Genomic DNA, 15,957 nt, shown 5'->3' with positions numbered 1-15,957 from the left:
AATAACCTTTCTAAGCGTTTCTTATTTACAGAGTCAAATCATATAAATTGGTTCGCTATTTGTAAATTGACCGACATGAAAAAGCTTATAGTCTTAACGTGCCTATGTATGTCTACGATACTTTGGGCACAAAACTCTCCATCACAGTTAAGTCACGTGGATTTTCAAACGGCCAGCGCTCAGGTAGTTTTTAAGCAAGATGTTGAAGAAGTCTCTGGGACCATGGATTTTGAGATCGCCATAAAGTCAAAGGTAGATTCCGTTTTTGTGGATGCTAAGAACTTAATTGATTACGAGGTACGATTTAACGGTTCAAAGGCAGATTCCCTTCGCTACAATGGTGAGCAATTAATTCTCTATGCCCAGCTTGACAACAGTAGTAACAATCAATTGTCTATAGATTTTACTATTAAGCCTAAAAAAGCACTCTATTTCATAGACGCTGATCAGGATGGAAAGTGGGAACAGGCTTGGACTCAAGGTCAAGGAAAATATACCAGCAATTGGTTACCGAGTATTGATGACACAAGTGACAAGATGATCTGGAACATGCAAATTAGCGTTCCTAAAGATCTTATTGCTATTGCAAACGGTGCAAAACGGCGTTTTGAGAGGGGTGAAGAATTTGACACTTTCAGCTACGGGATGCTTCAGCCTATGTCTAGTTATTTAGTTGCGGTTGCGGTAGGAGAGTATGAATTTTATACAGAACAGACAGAAAATGGAGTTACTCTGCAATATTTCTATTACCCAGAGGAGCGTGATAAAGCCTTTGCGACCTACCACGATACGCGAGAAATTTTTGATTATCTGGTTGAAGAAATAGGAGTAGAGTACCCATGGCAAGTCTACCGTCAAGTTCCTGTGAAGGATTTTCTCTATTCTGGAATGGAAAACACCTCAACCACTTTTTTTAACGATCAATTCCTGGTTGATGAAATAGGCGTCAATGATCGAGATTACCTAAATGTCAATGCGCATGAGTTAGCGCATCAGTGGTTTGGAAATTTAGTTACAGCGAAATCTGGAAATGATCACTGGCTTCAGGAAGGTTTTGCGACCTATTATGCCTTGATGGCAGAACGTGAGGTTTACGGTGACGCATATTTTTCCATGGAGCTCTATCAATATGCTGAGGCGCTTATCGAACTGAGTAATAAACCTTCTAAAAAAGCTTTGACTGATCCCGTCGCAAGTTCACTTACGTTTTATCAACATGGAGCGTGGGCATTGCATGCGTTGAAAGATATGATTGGAGCATCTCGCTTTCGCGAAAGCGTACAACTTTACCTCCAGACTTATGCCTACTCAAACGCATCAACTGATGATTTTATCAAAATCGTCGAAGAGGTCAGTCAAAAAGATCTGACATCTTTCAGAAAATTATGGTTGGAGACCCCTCAATTTCCAGTGGAAGAAAGCCTGAGATTGCTCAGAAAGGATCTTTTTATGGAAGCTTATTTTCAGCTGGCGGCGAGACGACTGGATACTTTTGAAGATGCTCAAGCGACTTACAAAGAAGTGCTACAAACTCCAGTTCAAGAAGAGCTGGTCAAGGAAATGGTAGCTCAACTGGCCGTGCATGAAGACGATCGTAAATATCAACTTTTAGTTGAGGCATCGAAACTTAAAAATCATAAAATCAATCAATTAATCTCAATGAGTCAGCAAGAAGTAAATGCAGGAAATCGTGAAATGATCGAAGGATTTTTAAATGCTGATTCCTACATCACTCGTGAAAATGCACTCTATCTTTTGTGGCAGTATGCAAGTGATCGTAAGAAAGTCTTAGTTCATGCCGATGAGCTCTGGGAAAGTTACAGTCCCAGTTTGCGCATGGCGTGGTTTGCTATGGCTTTGAATACTAATAACTTTAAAAAATCTGAGGCACTTGAATTTTTGACAGAACTACAAAAATTCACCAGCCCTGAATACGACACACAAACTCGCACTGCGGCGTTTGATTACTTGATCAATATGAATGCGATGTCTGAGCAAAACTACAGGGATCTTATGGAAGCCAGCACGCATCATGTATGGAGATTTTATGAGAATTCTCGAGACTTATTGAGATCTCTCTACAAGAAGCCCGAGAGCAAATCTGTGATCAATCAGATTCTTCTTAAAATGGATTCTGACCAGGCAGAACGTTTTGAAGCGATTTTGAGGAAATCAAACTAGTTGGATTTTTCCAAGATTAAGTGAGTAAATTATACTTCCTACTTTACAAATTTGAATGATGTTTTACCAATAGAGCTATCAATGACAGCGATATACAATCCTTTATTAACATTTCTTAAATCAATAGTTGTATGGGGTAGAGGTGAGAATATCCTGTAGAGAATTCTTTTACCGCTAATATCAAAAATGCTGAGTTCGAAATTATTTGAGTTATGGTCAGAATTTATGACCAATTCCTCAGTCGATTGATTATAGAAGGTTTCAAAGTTTTGCATTAATCCATCACCATTGCTTAATGTGCTTTGGAAAAATGTGATTTCAATATTGTCGGGAGTAGTTATGATCAATTCATGAAAAATTCTATCAAACCTGTAATTGAAGGTGGCAACTCCATTTAATCTTGTAGCATTTACAAAAGCGTTGATGAATACGTCGTTTTTGACTTGTTCAGCCTGAGAATTACAATTTGAGCCATACATAGTAAAGTTCGAAGACATAGTAAAGGAGTGATTTCCTGATTGTGAGACAGGAACACTAAAACCGGTGCAATAATTTATACTCATGGTAGTTCCGGACATATTTTCAAGTCCTCCAAAATATGTAGATCCCGAAGATGGATCGGCATATTGATAAATAGTTCCATTATCGTTTACTTCATGTAGGTTCCAAATATGAGATGTAATACCGTTTATTTGCCCTTTTATACTAAAACAAAAACTAACTAAAATTACTGAAATTAAATACTTCTTCATAATTGGTTTATTAGAAGTGTTTAAATTAATTAAAAGTATTGACATAGAAAAATGAACAGCTTATCTGCTTCACTATTGTTCTTATTCACAATATGATTAGTTTGACTGTTGATTAATTGGGTGAAAAGGGGCATGAAACACAGAGAGAATGTCTTAATTTTCCATTTATTGAAGATTATAGCATGAAGGACGGAACCACTCAATATACTGAAGATAATATACGCTCACTCGACTGGAAAGAACACATCAGAATGCGTCCTGGTATGTACATTGGTAAGCTAGGCGACGGCTCCAGTGCTGATGATGGCATCTACATTCTTCTCAAAGAGGTAATTGATAACTCTATTGACGAATTTGTAATGGGTGCCGGTAAAACGATTGAAGTTTCCATTCAAGGAGAGCGAGTTATCGTGCGTGATTACGGCCGTGGAATACCGCTGGGTAAAGTGGTAGACGTGGTGTCCAAAATGAATACGGGTGGTAAGTACGACACAAAGGCGTTCAAAAAATCGGTAGGGCTTAATGGTGTAGGTACTAAAGCAGTAAATGCTTTATCAAATTACTTTAGAGTAGAATCTTCTCGTGACGGTCAGAGTGCCAGTGCAGAATTTGAGAGAGGTGAATTGACAGGTAAAGAGTTTCTGGAAGAGACTTCTAGACGCAAGGGAACCAAGATCACTTTCATTCCCGATGCAGATATTTTCAAGAACTTCAAATTCCGTAACGAGTACGTAGTACGTATGTTAAAGTACTACTGTTATCTCAATCCAGGACTTACAATTATTTTTAATGGAGAGAAATACCATTCAGAAGATGGCTTGAAAGATCTTTTAAGTGAAAACATAGCCGAATCTGATCGTCTGTACCCCATCATACATTTAAAGGCCGATGATATAGAAGTTGCTCTTACACACAGTCGTACACAGTATTCTGAAGAATATCACTCTTTTGCAAATGGTCAAAATACCACTCAAGGTGGAACTCATCAGGCAGCTTTTAGAGAAGCTGTTGTGAAAACCATCAGAGAATTCTACGGTAAAAACTACGAGGCCAGCGATATCAGAAAATCGATTGTGGGTGCCATCGCTATCAAAGTAATGGAACCGGTTTTTGAATCCCAGACCAAAACCAAGCTCGGATCTACTGAAATGGGAGGGGAGCTGCCTACCGTACGCACGTTCATTAACGATTTCATCAAAACCAAGCTCGATAACTATCTGCACAAAAACGCACCAGTTGCCGAATCCCTACAGAAAAAAATAATCCAAGCAGAACGGGAACGCAAGGAATTGAGCGGTATTAGGAAATTAGCTCGTGATCGAGCGAAAAAAGCCAGCCTCCACAATAAAAAATTGCGCGATTGCCGGGTACATTTGGGGGATACTAAAAAAGACAACAACTTAGATAGTACACTTTTTATCACTGAGGGAGACTCTGCAAGTGGATCGATTACAAAGTCTAGAAACGTCAACACTCAAGCGGTTTTCTCTCTGAGAGGTAAACCACTGAACTCTTATAACATGACAAAAAAAATTGTCTATGAGAACGAAGAGTTCAACCTATTACAGGCGGCTTTGAATATTGAAGACAGCATGGAAGATCTACGTTATAATAAGATCGTTATCGCAACAGATGCAGATGTAGATGGGATGCACATACGACTATTGCTAATAACATTCTTTTTACAATTTTTCCCAGAATTGATCAAAAAAGGTCATTTATACATTCTTCAAACTCCCTTATTCAGGGTTCGTAATAAAAAAGAAACGCGCTACTGCTACACTCCAGAAGAACGAGAGCGAGCACTTGCCCAACTTGGAAAAAATCCTGAAATCACACGTTTTAAAGGACTTGGAGAAATCAGTCCTGACGAGTTCAAGCACTTCATAGGGGAAGATATGCGGCTGGATCCTATCATGCTAGAAGAGGGCATGAGCATCGATGATCTGTTGAAATTCTATATGGGTAAAAACACCCCTGACCGTCAAGAGTTCATTATTGAAAACTTGAAGGTAGAGCTGGATGTGGTCGAGGAATAATTTGCTCCAAGGATTAGTTCTATAATGAACAAGAGAACAGGCAAGAATATTTTTAGAATAGTCCTAATTGGGGGTTCGATAACCTCATTGTTTTTCGTTCCCTGGCTTTTGGTAAAAGCTTGGATTCTACCTTTACCTGATACAATTCAAGGACAACTTGATGAGGCTGTTGACCACGGTTTTGACGGTATAATTGTTTATGTAGATCAAGCTGGTAAACTTCCGCAATATTTTGCATCGGGATGGCATGATCGAGAATCAAAAGAACCAGCAAATCCACAAGCCTTGTTTAAAATTGCAAGTATCAGCAAACTTTATGATGCCGTGGCCGCAACTAAATTAGTGAGTGCTGGAAGGCTTTCTTTAGATAAAAATGTAGCAGAGTATTTACCGGATTTGAAAGATAAAATTGAGTATTCTGATCAAATCACTCTAAGAATGCTGGTGCAACATAAAAGCGGCATTCCTAATTTCACCGATACTCCAAACTTTTGGGCATTACCTACTGAAAGCGTTGAAGAAAGCCTGGCTCTAATTGCTGGAAAACCTGCAAATTTTAAACCAGGAACCGATTATGAATACTGTAATACCAATTACTTGCTGATTAACAAAATAATGGATGAGGAGCTGGGTTATCCTAACTTTCAATTCATTCAAGAAAAAATACTTGATCCTCTTGAGTTGGACCATACATATCCGTCACTCGATGCTGTAGACATCGATAAGGTAATGAGCGGTTATCACGAGGGCTATCCACATGATTTGAAATATAGTGATCATGGCATGCACGCCACCGCAGAAGATGTAGGGAAGTTTCTCAGGGCGCTCAATGACGGTTCTGTCTTTGAGGAAGGAGAGCGAGAAATATATTCTTCCCTTTATGAACTAAAACACGCCGGTTGGGTCCCAGGATATCAGAGTTTTGCAGAATACTATGACAATATAAATACGGTCGTTGTCGCTTTTTACAGTACGACTGATCCTGATTTGATGAATTGGAATCTTTCAGAGATTATCAACAATAGAATTGTCAAAATCGTTAAGAATCAAGACTAAACGATCTTCCTGCGAGCGCAGGACGCAATAAAAAACCCGCCTCAAAACTTCGTTGAGACGGGTTGATACTTTTTCTTAATCGCCAGTTACTTGATAAAATCAAGTAAAATTTTATTCAACTCCTCTGTATGCGTTACATACAAACCATGCGGTGCACCTTCTATAATTTCAAGTTTTGAATCTTTGACTAGTTCATGTCCTTGTTCTGATGTGGGCTTTGATGGTACAATATTGTCTGCGTCACCATGTATAAATAGCGTAGGAACATTAATTTTTTTCAGCGCTGCCCTTAAATCGGTTTTTCCAAAAGCGTCTATACAGTCCAGTGTTCCCTTGGGACTTGCGCCCACAGCAATATTAAAATTGTAATCCAGCTGACCTTCTGAAACTCGGTCTTTCAATTCTTCATAATTCACAAACCCTTCTCCAAAACCTTTCAAAAACCCTGCACGGTCTTTTTTGACATTCTTTTTCATGTCTTCAAAAACTTCCTCTGGCGCACCGTCGGGATTGTCTTCTGTTTTGAGCATGTAGGGAGCTATAGAGCTTATGAAGATTAGTTTACTGATTTTGTTACATCCATAGGTACCTACATACTGACCTAGTTCTCCACCTCCCATAGAGAATCCAGCAAGGATGACATCTTCAAGATCCAGTTTCTGTATCAAATCATTTAGATCCTCAGACATGCTGTGGTAATTGTAACCCTCATAAGGTCGTGAAGACCTCCCGAAACCTCTGCGGTCATATTTTATTACTCTAAAACCGGCATCAACCAGTGCTGGAACCTGATATTCCCACATTTCACTGCTCAGCGGCCACCCGTGAATCAGGATTATGGGCTGACCATGCCCATGGTCTTCGTAGTAGATAGAAACAGTTTCGTTTTCTTGTGCTGTTGTTTTTTCTAGATATGGCATTTTAAGTTTTGTTTTCCCTAAAAATACATGAGCTAAACTTGAGGATTAATAACTTTTTGTGAAATCGTCTGAACGTGCAATCTTTCATAGTTTTGACAAATAAAGTCCCAACATAACAATATTATGATCTGCAGACCGCATTTTTGTAATCTCGCTTTCGCGAAAGCGTAACAATTATAAACATCACAAGTATGAATATTATCGCGATAATTCCCGCAAGACTTGAAGCAAGTCGATTTCCAAATAAGCTACTCAAGGATCTCTGTGGTAAAGCTGTAATCGTGAGAACCTATGAGGCTGCGGTTGCGACGGGATTGTTCAGCAAGGTTATTGTGGCTACCGACAGCAAAGAAATAGAAGCTGAGATCAAGCTCGCAGGAGGCGCAGTTTTCTTCAGTCAGACCCCACACGATTGTGGCAGTAACCGTATTGCAGAGGCAGCAATGAATATGAATGCTGATATTGTGGTAAATGTGCAGGGCGATGAACCATTTACAAATCTCGCTGATCTCAAGGCTTTGATTCAAGTATTTGAAACTGATGATAACCAGCAAATCTCCCTTGCATCGCTTATGCACGTACTGGATCAAGAGATTGATATTGCAGATCCCAATAATGTAAAGGTCATCACAGATCTGAACAGCGACGCGATCTATTTTTCACGCAGTCCCATTCCATATAAGAGAGATCTAGAAATTAAGAACCCGGTCTATAAGCACATAGGTATTTACGCCTATAGGAAGGATGCACTCATAGAATTCTATAAATCTGAGCCCACACCTCTAGAGCTTACTGAAAAGATCGAGTGTATACGCTATCTGGAGAGAGGCAAAAAGATCAGGATGGTCGTGACTGATCACAAGAGTATAGGAATAGACACTCCCAGTGACCTGGATCAAGCACGCGAACTGTGGAAAAGATCTGAGGCCTAGATAGCAATACCTACTGGTAGCATGTCTTTATAGATGTTGCGGTAGCGTCTTACGAAACCTGCAATTTTAGGATGTGTAGGGACTACCTTTACATCTTTGTTTTCTCTGATACTGTCAAAAACTGCTTTGATGAACTCATTTCTAAAATCGACATCATCTTCCACCTCTTCTGGTATGATCAATTTAGTCAGAAAAATTTTTCTATCCTGCTCTGCATACTCAATGCGTGCTAACAAATCTCCCTTGCGTCCCTCATACTGACGCAGGAAATCATTATCAGTGATCTCCATTTGCGTATTATCTTCCATATTTTGCTCTTAGAACCGTGCATTTTTCTGGTAATATTTTACAAGTTGATGAAACTTAAAGACCTTTACACAGTATTACTAGAATCATCTAGTAGCACAAAGATACCATTTTGTCAGAGAATATTACATTTTGGAATTTTAATTAACTGATCGACAACAAGTTTGGTGAAAAAATCTGTTTATTTTATACCTGGAATGGCGGCGTCGCCCATGATTTATGAGCATATAAAGTTGCCACAGGATTGTTTTGAGTGTCATTTTCTTGAGTGGATCATTCCAGATGTTGATGAAACGCTGGAAAATTATTGCCGGCGATTTTGCAAAATGATCCAAGATGAAAATCCTATTTTGATAGGAACTTCTTTTGGGGGTGTAATTGTTCAGGAAATGGCCAAAATGATGAAAGTGGATCGGGTGGTCATCATCAGTAGTATTAAAAGTAGCTTAGAATTCCCTAGACGCATGAAACTGGCCCGGAGTACTGGTTTGCATAAATTATTACCTACTAGCCTCGTTGAGAAGTCTGAATTATTACTTAAATATAATCTAGGGATCTCAAAACGCAAATTAGAACTTTACCACAACTATCTCAGCGTCAAAAATCAGTACTATTTAGATTGGGCTCTAGATAAGATAATCTCTTGGCAACAGATTGAGCCTATTAAGAATCTAATTCATATACATGGTGACAAAGACCCTGTATTTCCCATTAAGTACATCAAGAATTGTATAACCGTTCCAGGGGGAACACACGTGATGATCATACACCGTTACCGATGGTTTAATGAAAACTTGCCAGGTTTACTGTCATAGTTAGTTTTACTGCATTGAATGTAAAGCATTGCTCAGCAAAACGCGCTTCAAACTAGTGAGTTGACAGTTTTCTAAATTCAATATTCAATATTCAATATTCAATATTCAGTATTCAATATTCAATATTCCCAAGTTCTACGCTCATTGAGTTTCTCGTGGGCCTCAATTTCCTCCACCGGAATAACTTTTAAGAAGGAGGGATGCTGCTCAATAGCAAACTCAATCTTTTTCACGATTTCTTCCACCGTCTCGTTTTCATAGTCGATTTCCAGTGGATCTTTGATAACCATGGATTGTAGAATGTTACGCTTTTTGATACGCAAACCCTTCTTGTCAAAACTTCTCCTAAAACCATCGATGACAATAGGCACTACGATGGGTTTATACTGTTTGATAATGTGAGCGGTACCCTTGCGTATAGGCTTGAAAGGCTTAGTAGTTCCTTGAGGAAAGGTGATCACCCAGCCATCATCGAGAGCGATCCCTATATTTTTTGTATCGTCAGGGTTCACAGCTCGATTAACCTCCTGACCTTTTGCCCTCCAGGTACGTTCCACTGTAATTGCTCCAGCGTAAGCCATAATTTTAGGCAATAAACCGCTTTGCATCGTTTCCTTAGCGGCAACATAGTAAACGTTGAGTTTGGGTTTCCAGAGGTAGCCTACATTTTTGATACTGTCATCACGACCTTTCAACGCCGCATTGAATACATGAAACATAGAAACTACATCAGCAAAATAGGTCTGGTGATTACTCACAAAAAGCACACCCGTATCAGGCAGTTTTCTTATCACATCGCTACCTTCAATCTCCATCTCGTTGAAACCACGATACCGTCTATGTGAAAGAACGCCGGCAATTCTTATAAGCCAGCGTTTTAAAAATAAAATATGTCCAAAAGGATTTGTCTTAAACAATCCCATAAATTTCTACCAGTTTCTACGTGCGAATATAGGCATACCTTGCCATATTTTCTGACAGCGCCGCTAGGGGTTCAGGTTTTTGAGCATGTGTTTATACTCATTCAGCATCATGGCGGTAGCGCCCCATACGATCATTTCATTGAATTCAAAGCATGGCACTTTTACATCGCTCATGTAGCTCGTAGATAAAGTGACTGCGCTTATGATGCTATCATCTATAAGGTGTGAGAGCGGTACCTCGATAATTCGGTTGACCTCACTTTTTTGTGGTGTAAATGTAGGTCTCGCTTTCGCGAAAGCGAGATAGGAATGAACCATATAGTTGCTAGGAGGAATATAGAGTGGTGTTCCAGCCATCACGACCTCTTGCTGCTCGATAGGAACACCCACTTCCTCGTAGGTTTCCCTCAAGGCCGTAAATGCATGATCTGGATCTGTCTTTTCACTGCGGCCGCCGGGAAATGCAATCTGGCCACTATGTTTACCAGTAGATTTTACCCTCTCGATCAGCACAAAGTAGCTTTTTTTATCACGCTCATAAACCAGAAACATAACTGAAGCTTGTTTAGGTTGCCGATTTTTTAGGGAGGCTTCTTGTAATTCTTCAAGTCGCTCCACGGCTGCCATTTCCAGCTGAGCAGATAGGCCAGGTAGGGTAGAATCCCTTAATTTAGGCACCAATTTTAAAAAATCTTCAAATGTTGTCAAGGGCAATCTTTTTATTAGCCATTCTATTCCTAATTTCTTGTAAAGAGTCTGGTGATCAGTCTGCAGTGACAGAACAGGACACTCAAGAGGAAAAAGTTGCGCCTAAAACTAAGGAAGAATTGCTTTTGGAAAAAACCTACCGGGTACAATTGTCCCAGTACGGCGACACGTTACTTCCTTACATCCCTCAAGACAGCGTTCCTCTGTTCTTTGCTCGTTATGGAAATAATCATCCAGAGACCAAGGTTAGGCTTAAAACCAAATATGGGAACATCGACTTTAAACTTTATGAAGATACTCCTTTATACAGAGCCAGTTTTATTTTCTTGGTCAAGAACGATTACTTTGATCTGACTGAAATTTACCGTGTGGTTCCTGAGTTTGTTGTTCAAGCAGGTAATAGTGATGAACCCCTGGCTTCTATGAAACGAGCCAGCTCTGGAAATTATAAACTACCTCCTAGATACAATCCAGAAAGAAAGCACGTGCGTGGTACTTTAAGTCTTGCAAAACAATATGAGGATAACGATGAAGATTGGCACAATCCGTTTGATTTTTTTGTGACACTATCTCCCTCCCCACATCTGGATGGAGCGCATACTATTTTTGGCGAGGTCATCGCTGGAATGGACGTGGCAGATAGGATTTCGCAGCTGGAAAGAGATAGCACAGACTGGCCTAATGAGGCAGTTTTTATAACTATGGAAGTCTTAGAATAGTTTTAGCCTTTAGGATTATTTCATAAATTAATACAAACCACTAGGATATCAGATTAGGTAATTGATAATTTTAATGCAAATAGATTATTGATTATGAATCCAGATATGAACAAGAAGGCAGAAACCTTCACAAAACACATCGTAGGCGAGGGGACTAAATGTCCTTTTATGAATGGCACTGTAAAAAATACAGCCGGTCATGGTACCACAAACGCAGACTGGTGGCCTAATGGACTAAAGCTTAATGTCCTAAGACAGCACGATCCATCTCATAACCCCATGCCTGATGGTTTTAATTATAAAAAAGCCTTCAATAGTCTTAATCTGGAAGAAGTAAAAAAAGATCTACTTGATCTTATGAGAGACTCGCAGGACTGGTGGCCAGCAGACTACGGTAACTATGGTGGACTCATGATCAGACTTGCGTGGCACAGTGCAGGAACCTACCGCATCGCTGATGGTCGTGGTGGAAGTGGTACAGGCTCACAACGTTTTGCGCCGCTCAACAGCTGGCCAGATAATGCTAACCTCGACAAGGCAAGACTTTTACTTTGGCCTATTAAAAAGAAATATGGGAATGCTATTTCTTGGGCTGACTTGTATATACTCGCAGGTAACATGGCTTATGAGAGTATGGGTTTTAAAACCTATGGTTACGCTGGCGGTAGAGAAGATATCTGGGAGCCAGAGCAAGATATTTACTGGGGAAGTGAGACCGAGTGGGGTGCAAACGACAAGCGTTACGCAGACGGTGAGCTGGAACAACCCCTCGCGGCAGTGATGATGGGATGGATTTACGTGAACCCAGAAGGACCTAACGGCGTGCCAGATCCTATAGGGAGCGCGCATAACGTGCGAACTTCCTTCGGGCGTATGGCGATGAATGACTATGAAACAGTTGCTCTTGTTGCGGGTGGTCATACGGTAGGTAAATGTCATGGTGCTGCAAGTGCAGATCAATACGTAGAGGCAGAACCAGAGGCTTCCCCCATTCATGAGATGAGCAAAGGATGGAAAAGCAATTACAAAACTGGTATAGGCGATCACTCTACCACGAGTGGATTAGAAGGAGCATGGACACCTAATCCTGTTCAGTGGGATCATGATTATTTTAGAGTACTACTTGATTACGATTGGGAAGTGACTACAAGTCCAGCAGGAGCGCCACAGTGGAGACCTAAGGATTCATCAAATCCAGATAAAGCTCCCATGGCTCATGATCCAAGTAAAAAGCAAGATCTCTTGATGACTACGGGTGACATTGCGCTTAAGGAAGATCCAGAGTATCGTAAGATCTGTGAACACTTTAGAGATAATCCTGAGGAGTTTGAGCTCGCTTTCGCGAAAGCGTGGTACAAACTCACCCACCGCGACATGGGACCTAAATCGAGATATCTAGGACCAGATATACCAGAGGGTAATGAGTTATGGCAAGATCCACTGCCTGAACCTACATTCACGGCGGTTTCAGAAAACAGCATTAATGACCTAAAAAAGCAAATACTCAATAGCGATATCGCCCCAGAAGCTTTGATAAGAGTTGCATGGGGAAGTGCTGCAACATTTAGATATAGTGATAAGCGTGGAGGGGCAAATGGTGCAAGAATCCGTTTTGATCCACAGCGCAATTGGGAAGTCAACAATCCCAAAGAACTCACCGAGGTTCTCAATGTTTTAGAAAAGCTAAGATCAGATTTTAACGATAAACAAAGCGGCGATGCCGGCTTGAGTATGGCAGACATGATCGTACTTGCAGGAAACGCAGCCGTAGAACAAGCCGCTTCTCGAGCAGGTCATGATGTAGAAGTTCCTTTTGATCAGGGTAGAGTAGATGCGCTAGAAGAGGAGACTGATAACGAGGCCTTTCAACACCTTAAGTTCAAGGCAGATGGTTTCCGCAACTACAGACCAGATGATCAAAAAGCTGCTGGGGAAGATTTACTCGTAGATCAAGCACAACTCCTCAATCTTACGATTCCGGAATTGACGGCTTTGATAGGAGGTATGAGAGCGCTTAATACCAACTGGGATGGCAGCGATCATGGTATTTTTACAGATCGACCAGGTCAGCTGACTACAGACTTCTTTGACGTAGTGACTGATCTCAATATTAAATGGGAACCACTTAGCAGTAGTGAATTACTATTTTCTGGTTCAGATCGTAAGACAGGAGAAAAGAAATATACAGGATCAAGAGTGGATCTTATTTTTGGCTCAAATACTGAATTGCGTGCGGTTTCAGAAGTTTACGCAGCAGCAGGAAATGAAAAACTGTTTGTCAAAGACTTTATTGCTGCTTGGAATAAAGTGATGAACGCAGATCGATTTGATAGGTAAGAAGTTTTAGACTTCTCAATTTGAAGGAAAAACCCACGACATTCAATAATGTTGTGGGTTTTTCTATTTGTTGGAGATATATAAAAGCGACTTTGACAAGATTGGTTATCATGAGTAAGTTTCTTGCTAATAACACAAAACCCTATATTTTCATAAAGGGTTTTAATTCAAGTGACCTTACAGATTAGCGATCCTGATTAAGCTCAATGTTGCAAATAAGAAGCTACCGGCTATCGCCCTAGTTCTTCATTTTATTTCAAAGCTTTGAGATACCGCTCAGTCTTTCCGGTAAATAAAGAATCACGCCCTAGTGCAACGTGGTTTCTTGAATGTCGTGACCTCGACAGGGCAAAGTTCGAACTTTTTGAAAGATGATATTAATCTAATCCTCTCTAGATCAAATATATTGAGAACTCTGTAGATTTAGCCTTTTTATGATATGCTGTAAGAGCGCAATGTTATTAATGAATTATCTAATGGCCCAAGCTCTATAATTTTTCATTGCCTGAAGTCAAGTTTTCTCCAAAATCTGATTTACGTTTAATGATAGTTATGCTAAATATTCTTAAAGTACGATTCATGTTTAAAATGACTTAAGGGGATAATCAACCGCGGTATCACTAGTTGATGATTTATCTATAGGTGTCAAAATTATTGTCATCTGTTCTATTTTAACTCCTTCTAAACTTAGAGAGTTGATTATAAATTATATACTTTAATTCATTAAATTCATTAATAAGATGAATGTAGCGAACTCTTCGTTTTTCGTGTTCCTTAGCTCTGCTTATGTCATATTCCTGCTTACCGAATTCGTATTCTTTTTTTAGCTCTTGTTCATACTTGCATAGCATCCCCATCATCAATGTGTTTTTCCTTCTGAAACCGAGTAGATTTTGAGAAATGACAGTATCCTGTAATAAGTGGTTGGCTATACTTTTTAATTGTTCTATTTCAGTATTAATATTTTCTACACTATCTGTCCATACACCTAGTTCAATGAGGTCTTTTTTAATGGCCAGACGACGATAATCATCGACTTTTTGTGAGTGAACGGAATTCAATTTGCGTCAGATTTATTTTAGCTAAATACAAAGTCTTTAATTGAGGTGTGTGGTGTGGCTAAGCACTCATTCTACCTTTCATTCTAACTTCAATTTTTCGTTTTTTAATTGTGAGTTCCTTCAGTAAATCCATAATAGCCTGAAAATTTGATTTTTTGTAAATTTTATTTAAAGCCAGAACAAATCTATTTGCCTCCCGCGATGCTGCGACGCGGTCATTTGTAGACATATGACTCAAACTGGCATTTAAACATTTTTGTGCTTCAAATTTCAAAGTTTTAAGGTCTTCCATTGAATATGCTTTGAATTTAAGCATACTTTGCTAGTTCTTCCATTTTGCTTCTAAGTGCAGCAAAAAATGTATCCTTTAATTTTCTATACTTATCTATATGAAAGAGATACATCCTTCGGCAGGTCTCGTGCTCTTGTATGAAAGTCATATCACATTGCATATTGTCACATTCATCAATGGCATCTCTTGAAGCTTTGAACTTGTTAAGCTGGGCTAGAATCACTTCGTTATCTACTTGTATCATCTCAAATCTTTGAGTCAAACGCTCTTGTTCTAGACGATTTTCTGAGGATTTTACATTGTAAAAAACAATAAGATTACTCACCTCGCTCTTAATGTAATTAAGATGGTTTATCCAGTTCTGTAACTCCATAGCATTGATTTTATGTGCTATATCAACCTCGTTGTCGTGGGTGTGTATTTCTACATTTATCGTTTCCATATTTTCTATTTAAATGATTACTTCAATTTTATCATTTAGTTCATCTTGCATCACCTCTTTTATCGTAAGGTGTTGTTCTCCAGAAGGGAATCTCCATTCTATAACATCTGCTTCGGAGTATCCGAACAAAGCTGCACCCATAGGAGTTAGAATGGATATTTTATCTTGCTGCAAATCCTTATCTTCTGGGATTACAACCTGAACATTCTTTTCCCAACCTTGATCTGATGCCACTTTTATTCTACTATTAAAACGAATAACATCCTCTGGCATATCCCACTCGTCAACTACTTGTGCAGTTTTAAGTTCATCGTTAAGTCTTCGTAGCGATTTTTGTGTTTCAATATCTTCTACATATCCTGAAATATTGATTATGCGTTTTAAGAATACATACTCTTTCTTTTCTACAATTAAACTTCCGTATTTCATAGCTCTATCTATTATGGTTATACATGATGATATAAACAGAGAGGT

Annotated in this window: 16 protein-coding genes; 7 read left to right on the top strand and 9 right to left on the bottom strand. The window is 39.4% G+C overall.

Going from position 1 to position 15,957, the window contains the following annotated elements; genetic code table 11:
- The first annotated feature begins 75 nt into the window (after positions 1 to 75).
- The gene (locus BST97_RS04015) at positions 76 to 2,181 is read left to right on the top strand and encodes a M1 family metallopeptidase (protein ID WP_085766021.1); all 2,106 of its coding nucleotides are present in this window, start codon (positions 76 to 78) and stop codon (positions 2,179 to 2,181) included.
- A gap of 38 nt (positions 2,182 to 2,219) precedes the next feature.
- Here BST97_RS04015 and BST97_RS04010 read toward each other — a convergent pair whose 3' ends face one another.
- Positions 2,220 to 2,933, bottom strand: a complete 714-nt coding sequence (locus BST97_RS04010) for a T9SS type A sorting domain-containing protein (RefSeq protein WP_169711526.1) — start codon at positions 2,931 to 2,933, stop codon at positions 2,220 to 2,222.
- A gap of 182 nt (positions 2,934 to 3,115) precedes the next feature.
- Here BST97_RS04010 and BST97_RS04005 point away from each other — a divergent pair, with 182 nt between their 5' ends.
- Positions 3,116 to 4,972 carry a DNA topoisomerase IV subunit B gene (locus BST97_RS04005; protein WP_085768154.1) on the top strand — a complete coding sequence of 619 codons (1,857 nt, stop codon included), beginning with the start codon at positions 3,116 to 3,118 and terminating at the stop codon, positions 4,970 to 4,972.
- 24 nt (positions 4,973 to 4,996) lie between these two features.
- Positions 4,997 to 6,028 carry a serine hydrolase domain-containing protein gene (locus BST97_RS04000; protein WP_085766019.1) on the top strand — a complete coding sequence of 344 codons (1,032 nt, stop codon included), beginning with the start codon at positions 4,997 to 4,999 and terminating at the stop codon, positions 6,026 to 6,028.
- An 86-nt stretch (positions 6,029 to 6,114) separates the two neighbouring features.
- Here the strand turns inward: BST97_RS04000 and BST97_RS03995 are convergent, their stop codons facing one another.
- Positions 6,115 to 6,948 (bottom strand): alpha/beta fold hydrolase, encoded by an 834-nt coding sequence (locus BST97_RS03995; protein WP_085766018.1) that lies wholly within the window; start codon positions 6,946 to 6,948, stop codon positions 6,115 to 6,117.
- A 191-nt stretch (positions 6,949 to 7,139) separates the two neighbouring features.
- On the opposite strand from BST97_RS03995, the gene kdsB reads away from it, so the two are divergent.
- Positions 7,140 to 7,880: a 3-deoxy-manno-octulosonate cytidylyltransferase gene (kdsB, locus tag BST97_RS03990; protein WP_085766017.1), complete on the top strand. Its 741-nt coding sequence runs from the start codon at positions 7,140 to 7,142 to the stop codon at positions 7,878 to 7,880.
- Here kdsB and BST97_RS03985 read toward each other — a convergent pair.
- The gene (locus BST97_RS03985; RefSeq protein ID WP_085766016.1) at positions 7,877 to 8,188 is read right to left on the bottom strand and encodes a GNAT family N-acetyltransferase; all 312 of its coding nucleotides are present in this window, start codon (positions 8,186 to 8,188) and stop codon (positions 7,877 to 7,879) included. The two genes, kdsB and BST97_RS03985, sit on opposite strands and share 4 nt — an antisense overlap.
- A 165-nt stretch (positions 8,189 to 8,353) precedes the next feature.
- On the opposite strand from BST97_RS03985, the gene BST97_RS03980 reads away from it, so the two are divergent.
- Positions 8,354 to 9,001 carry an alpha/beta hydrolase gene (locus tag BST97_RS03980; RefSeq protein WP_245833657.1) on the top strand — a complete coding sequence of 216 codons (648 nt, stop codon included), beginning with the start codon at positions 8,354 to 8,356 and terminating at the stop codon, positions 8,999 to 9,001.
- Between the two features lie 119 nt (positions 9,002 to 9,120).
- Here the strand turns inward: BST97_RS03980 and BST97_RS03975 are convergent, their stop codons facing one another.
- Together BST97_RS03975 and BST97_RS03970 are read right to left on the bottom strand one after the other, a co-directional pair.
- A complete protein-coding gene (locus BST97_RS03975; RefSeq protein ID WP_085766015.1) occupies positions 9,121 to 9,924 on the bottom strand; it encodes a lysophospholipid acyltransferase family protein in 804 nt (267 codons plus the stop codon).
- A 63-nt stretch (positions 9,925 to 9,987) separates the two neighbouring features.
- Positions 9,988 to 10,632 carry an NUDIX hydrolase gene (locus BST97_RS03970; RefSeq protein WP_245833656.1) on the bottom strand — a complete coding sequence of 215 codons (645 nt, stop codon included), beginning with the start codon at positions 10,630 to 10,632 and terminating at the stop codon, positions 9,988 to 9,990.
- Between BST97_RS03970 and BST97_RS03965 the strand changes: the two genes are divergently transcribed.
- Together BST97_RS03965 and katG are read left to right on the top strand one after the other, a co-directional pair.
- Entirely contained in the window at positions 10,623 to 11,351 is a 729-nt protein-coding gene (locus BST97_RS03965; RefSeq protein ID WP_085766014.1) for a peptidylprolyl isomerase, read from the top strand. The genes BST97_RS03970 and BST97_RS03965 overlap by 10 nt on opposite strands.
- Positions 11,352 to 11,444: 93 nt before the next feature.
- The gene (katG, locus tag BST97_RS03960) at positions 11,445 to 13,688 is read left to right on the top strand and encodes a catalase/peroxidase HPI (protein WP_407668580.1); all 2,244 of its coding nucleotides are present in this window, start codon (positions 11,445 to 11,447) and stop codon (positions 13,686 to 13,688) included.
- A 671-nt stretch (positions 13,689 to 14,359) separates the two neighbouring features.
- Here the strand turns inward: katG and BST97_RS03955 are convergent.
- The 4 genes from BST97_RS03955 to BST97_RS03940 are packed head-to-tail and all read right to left on the bottom strand — an operon-like array spanning position 14,360 to position 15,912.
- Positions 14,360 to 14,749 carry a hypothetical protein gene (locus tag BST97_RS03955; RefSeq protein WP_085766013.1) on the bottom strand — a complete coding sequence of 130 codons (390 nt, stop codon included), beginning with the start codon at positions 14,747 to 14,749 and terminating at the stop codon, positions 14,360 to 14,362.
- Positions 14,750 to 14,807: 58 nt separating this feature from the next.
- Positions 14,808 to 15,041 (bottom strand): hypothetical protein, encoded by a 234-nt coding sequence (locus tag BST97_RS03950; RefSeq protein ID WP_085768150.1) that lies wholly within the window; start codon positions 15,039 to 15,041, stop codon positions 14,808 to 14,810.
- A gap of 16 nt (positions 15,042 to 15,057) precedes the next feature.
- Positions 15,058 to 15,483: a hypothetical protein gene (locus BST97_RS03945; protein ID WP_085766012.1), complete on the bottom strand. Its 426-nt coding sequence runs from the start codon at positions 15,481 to 15,483 to the stop codon at positions 15,058 to 15,060.
- 9 nt (positions 15,484 to 15,492) lie between these two features.
- Positions 15,493 to 15,912 (bottom strand): GreA/GreB family elongation factor, encoded by a 420-nt coding sequence (locus BST97_RS03940; RefSeq protein ID WP_085766011.1) that lies wholly within the window; start codon positions 15,910 to 15,912, stop codon positions 15,493 to 15,495.
- Between the last annotated feature and the right edge of the window lie 45 nt (positions 15,913 to 15,957).

The organism is Nonlabens spongiae (assembly GCF_002117125.1).
Taxonomy (GTDB): Bacteria; Bacteroidota; Bacteroidia; order Flavobacteriales; family Flavobacteriaceae; genus Nonlabens; species Nonlabens spongiae.
This window is presented reverse-complemented; position numbering and strand designations above follow the sequence as displayed.

Bases quoted from the DNA above. Each gene is read 5' to 3' on its own strand.
- BST97_RS04015 (WP_085766021.1), top strand. From the start codon at position 76: ATGAAAAAGCTTATAGTCTTAACGTGCCTATGTATGTCTACGATACTT.
- BST97_RS04010 (WP_169711526.1), bottom strand. From the start codon at position 2,933: ATGAAGAAGTATTTAATTTCAGTAATTTTAGTTAGTTTTTGTTTTAGT.
- BST97_RS04005 (WP_085768154.1), top strand. From the start codon at position 3,116: ATGAAGGACGGAACCACTCAATATACTGAAGATAATATACGCTCACTC.
- BST97_RS04000 (WP_085766019.1), top strand. From the start codon at position 4,997: ATGAACAAGAGAACAGGCAAGAATATTTTTAGAATAGTCCTAATTGGG.
- BST97_RS03995 (WP_085766018.1), bottom strand. From the start codon at position 6,948: ATGCCATATCTAGAAAAAACAACAGCACAAGAAAACGAAACTGTTTCT.
- kdsB (WP_085766017.1), top strand. From the start codon at position 7,140: ATGAATATTATCGCGATAATTCCCGCAAGACTTGAAGCAAGTCGATTT.
- BST97_RS03985 (WP_085766016.1), bottom strand. From the start codon at position 8,188: ATGGAAGATAATACGCAAATGGAGATCACTGATAATGATTTCCTGCGT.
- BST97_RS03975 (WP_085766015.1), bottom strand. From the start codon at position 9,924: ATGGGATTGTTTAAGACAAATCCTTTTGGACATATTTTATTTTTAAAA.
- BST97_RS03965 (WP_085766014.1), top strand. From the start codon at position 10,623: ATGTTGTCAAGGGCAATCTTTTTATTAGCCATTCTATTCCTAATTTCT.
- katG (WP_407668580.1), top strand. From the start codon at position 11,445: ATGAATCCAGATATGAACAAGAAGGCAGAAACCTTCACAAAACACATC.
- BST97_RS03950 (WP_085768150.1), bottom strand. From the start codon at position 15,041: ATGGAAGACCTTAAAACTTTGAAATTTGAAGCACAAAAATGTTTAAAT.
- BST97_RS03945 (WP_085766012.1), bottom strand. From the start codon at position 15,483: ATGGAAACGATAAATGTAGAAATACACACCCACGACAACGAGGTTGAT.
- BST97_RS03940 (WP_085766011.1), bottom strand. From the start codon at position 15,912: ATGAAATACGGAAGTTTAATTGTAGAAAAGAAAGAGTATGTATTCTTA.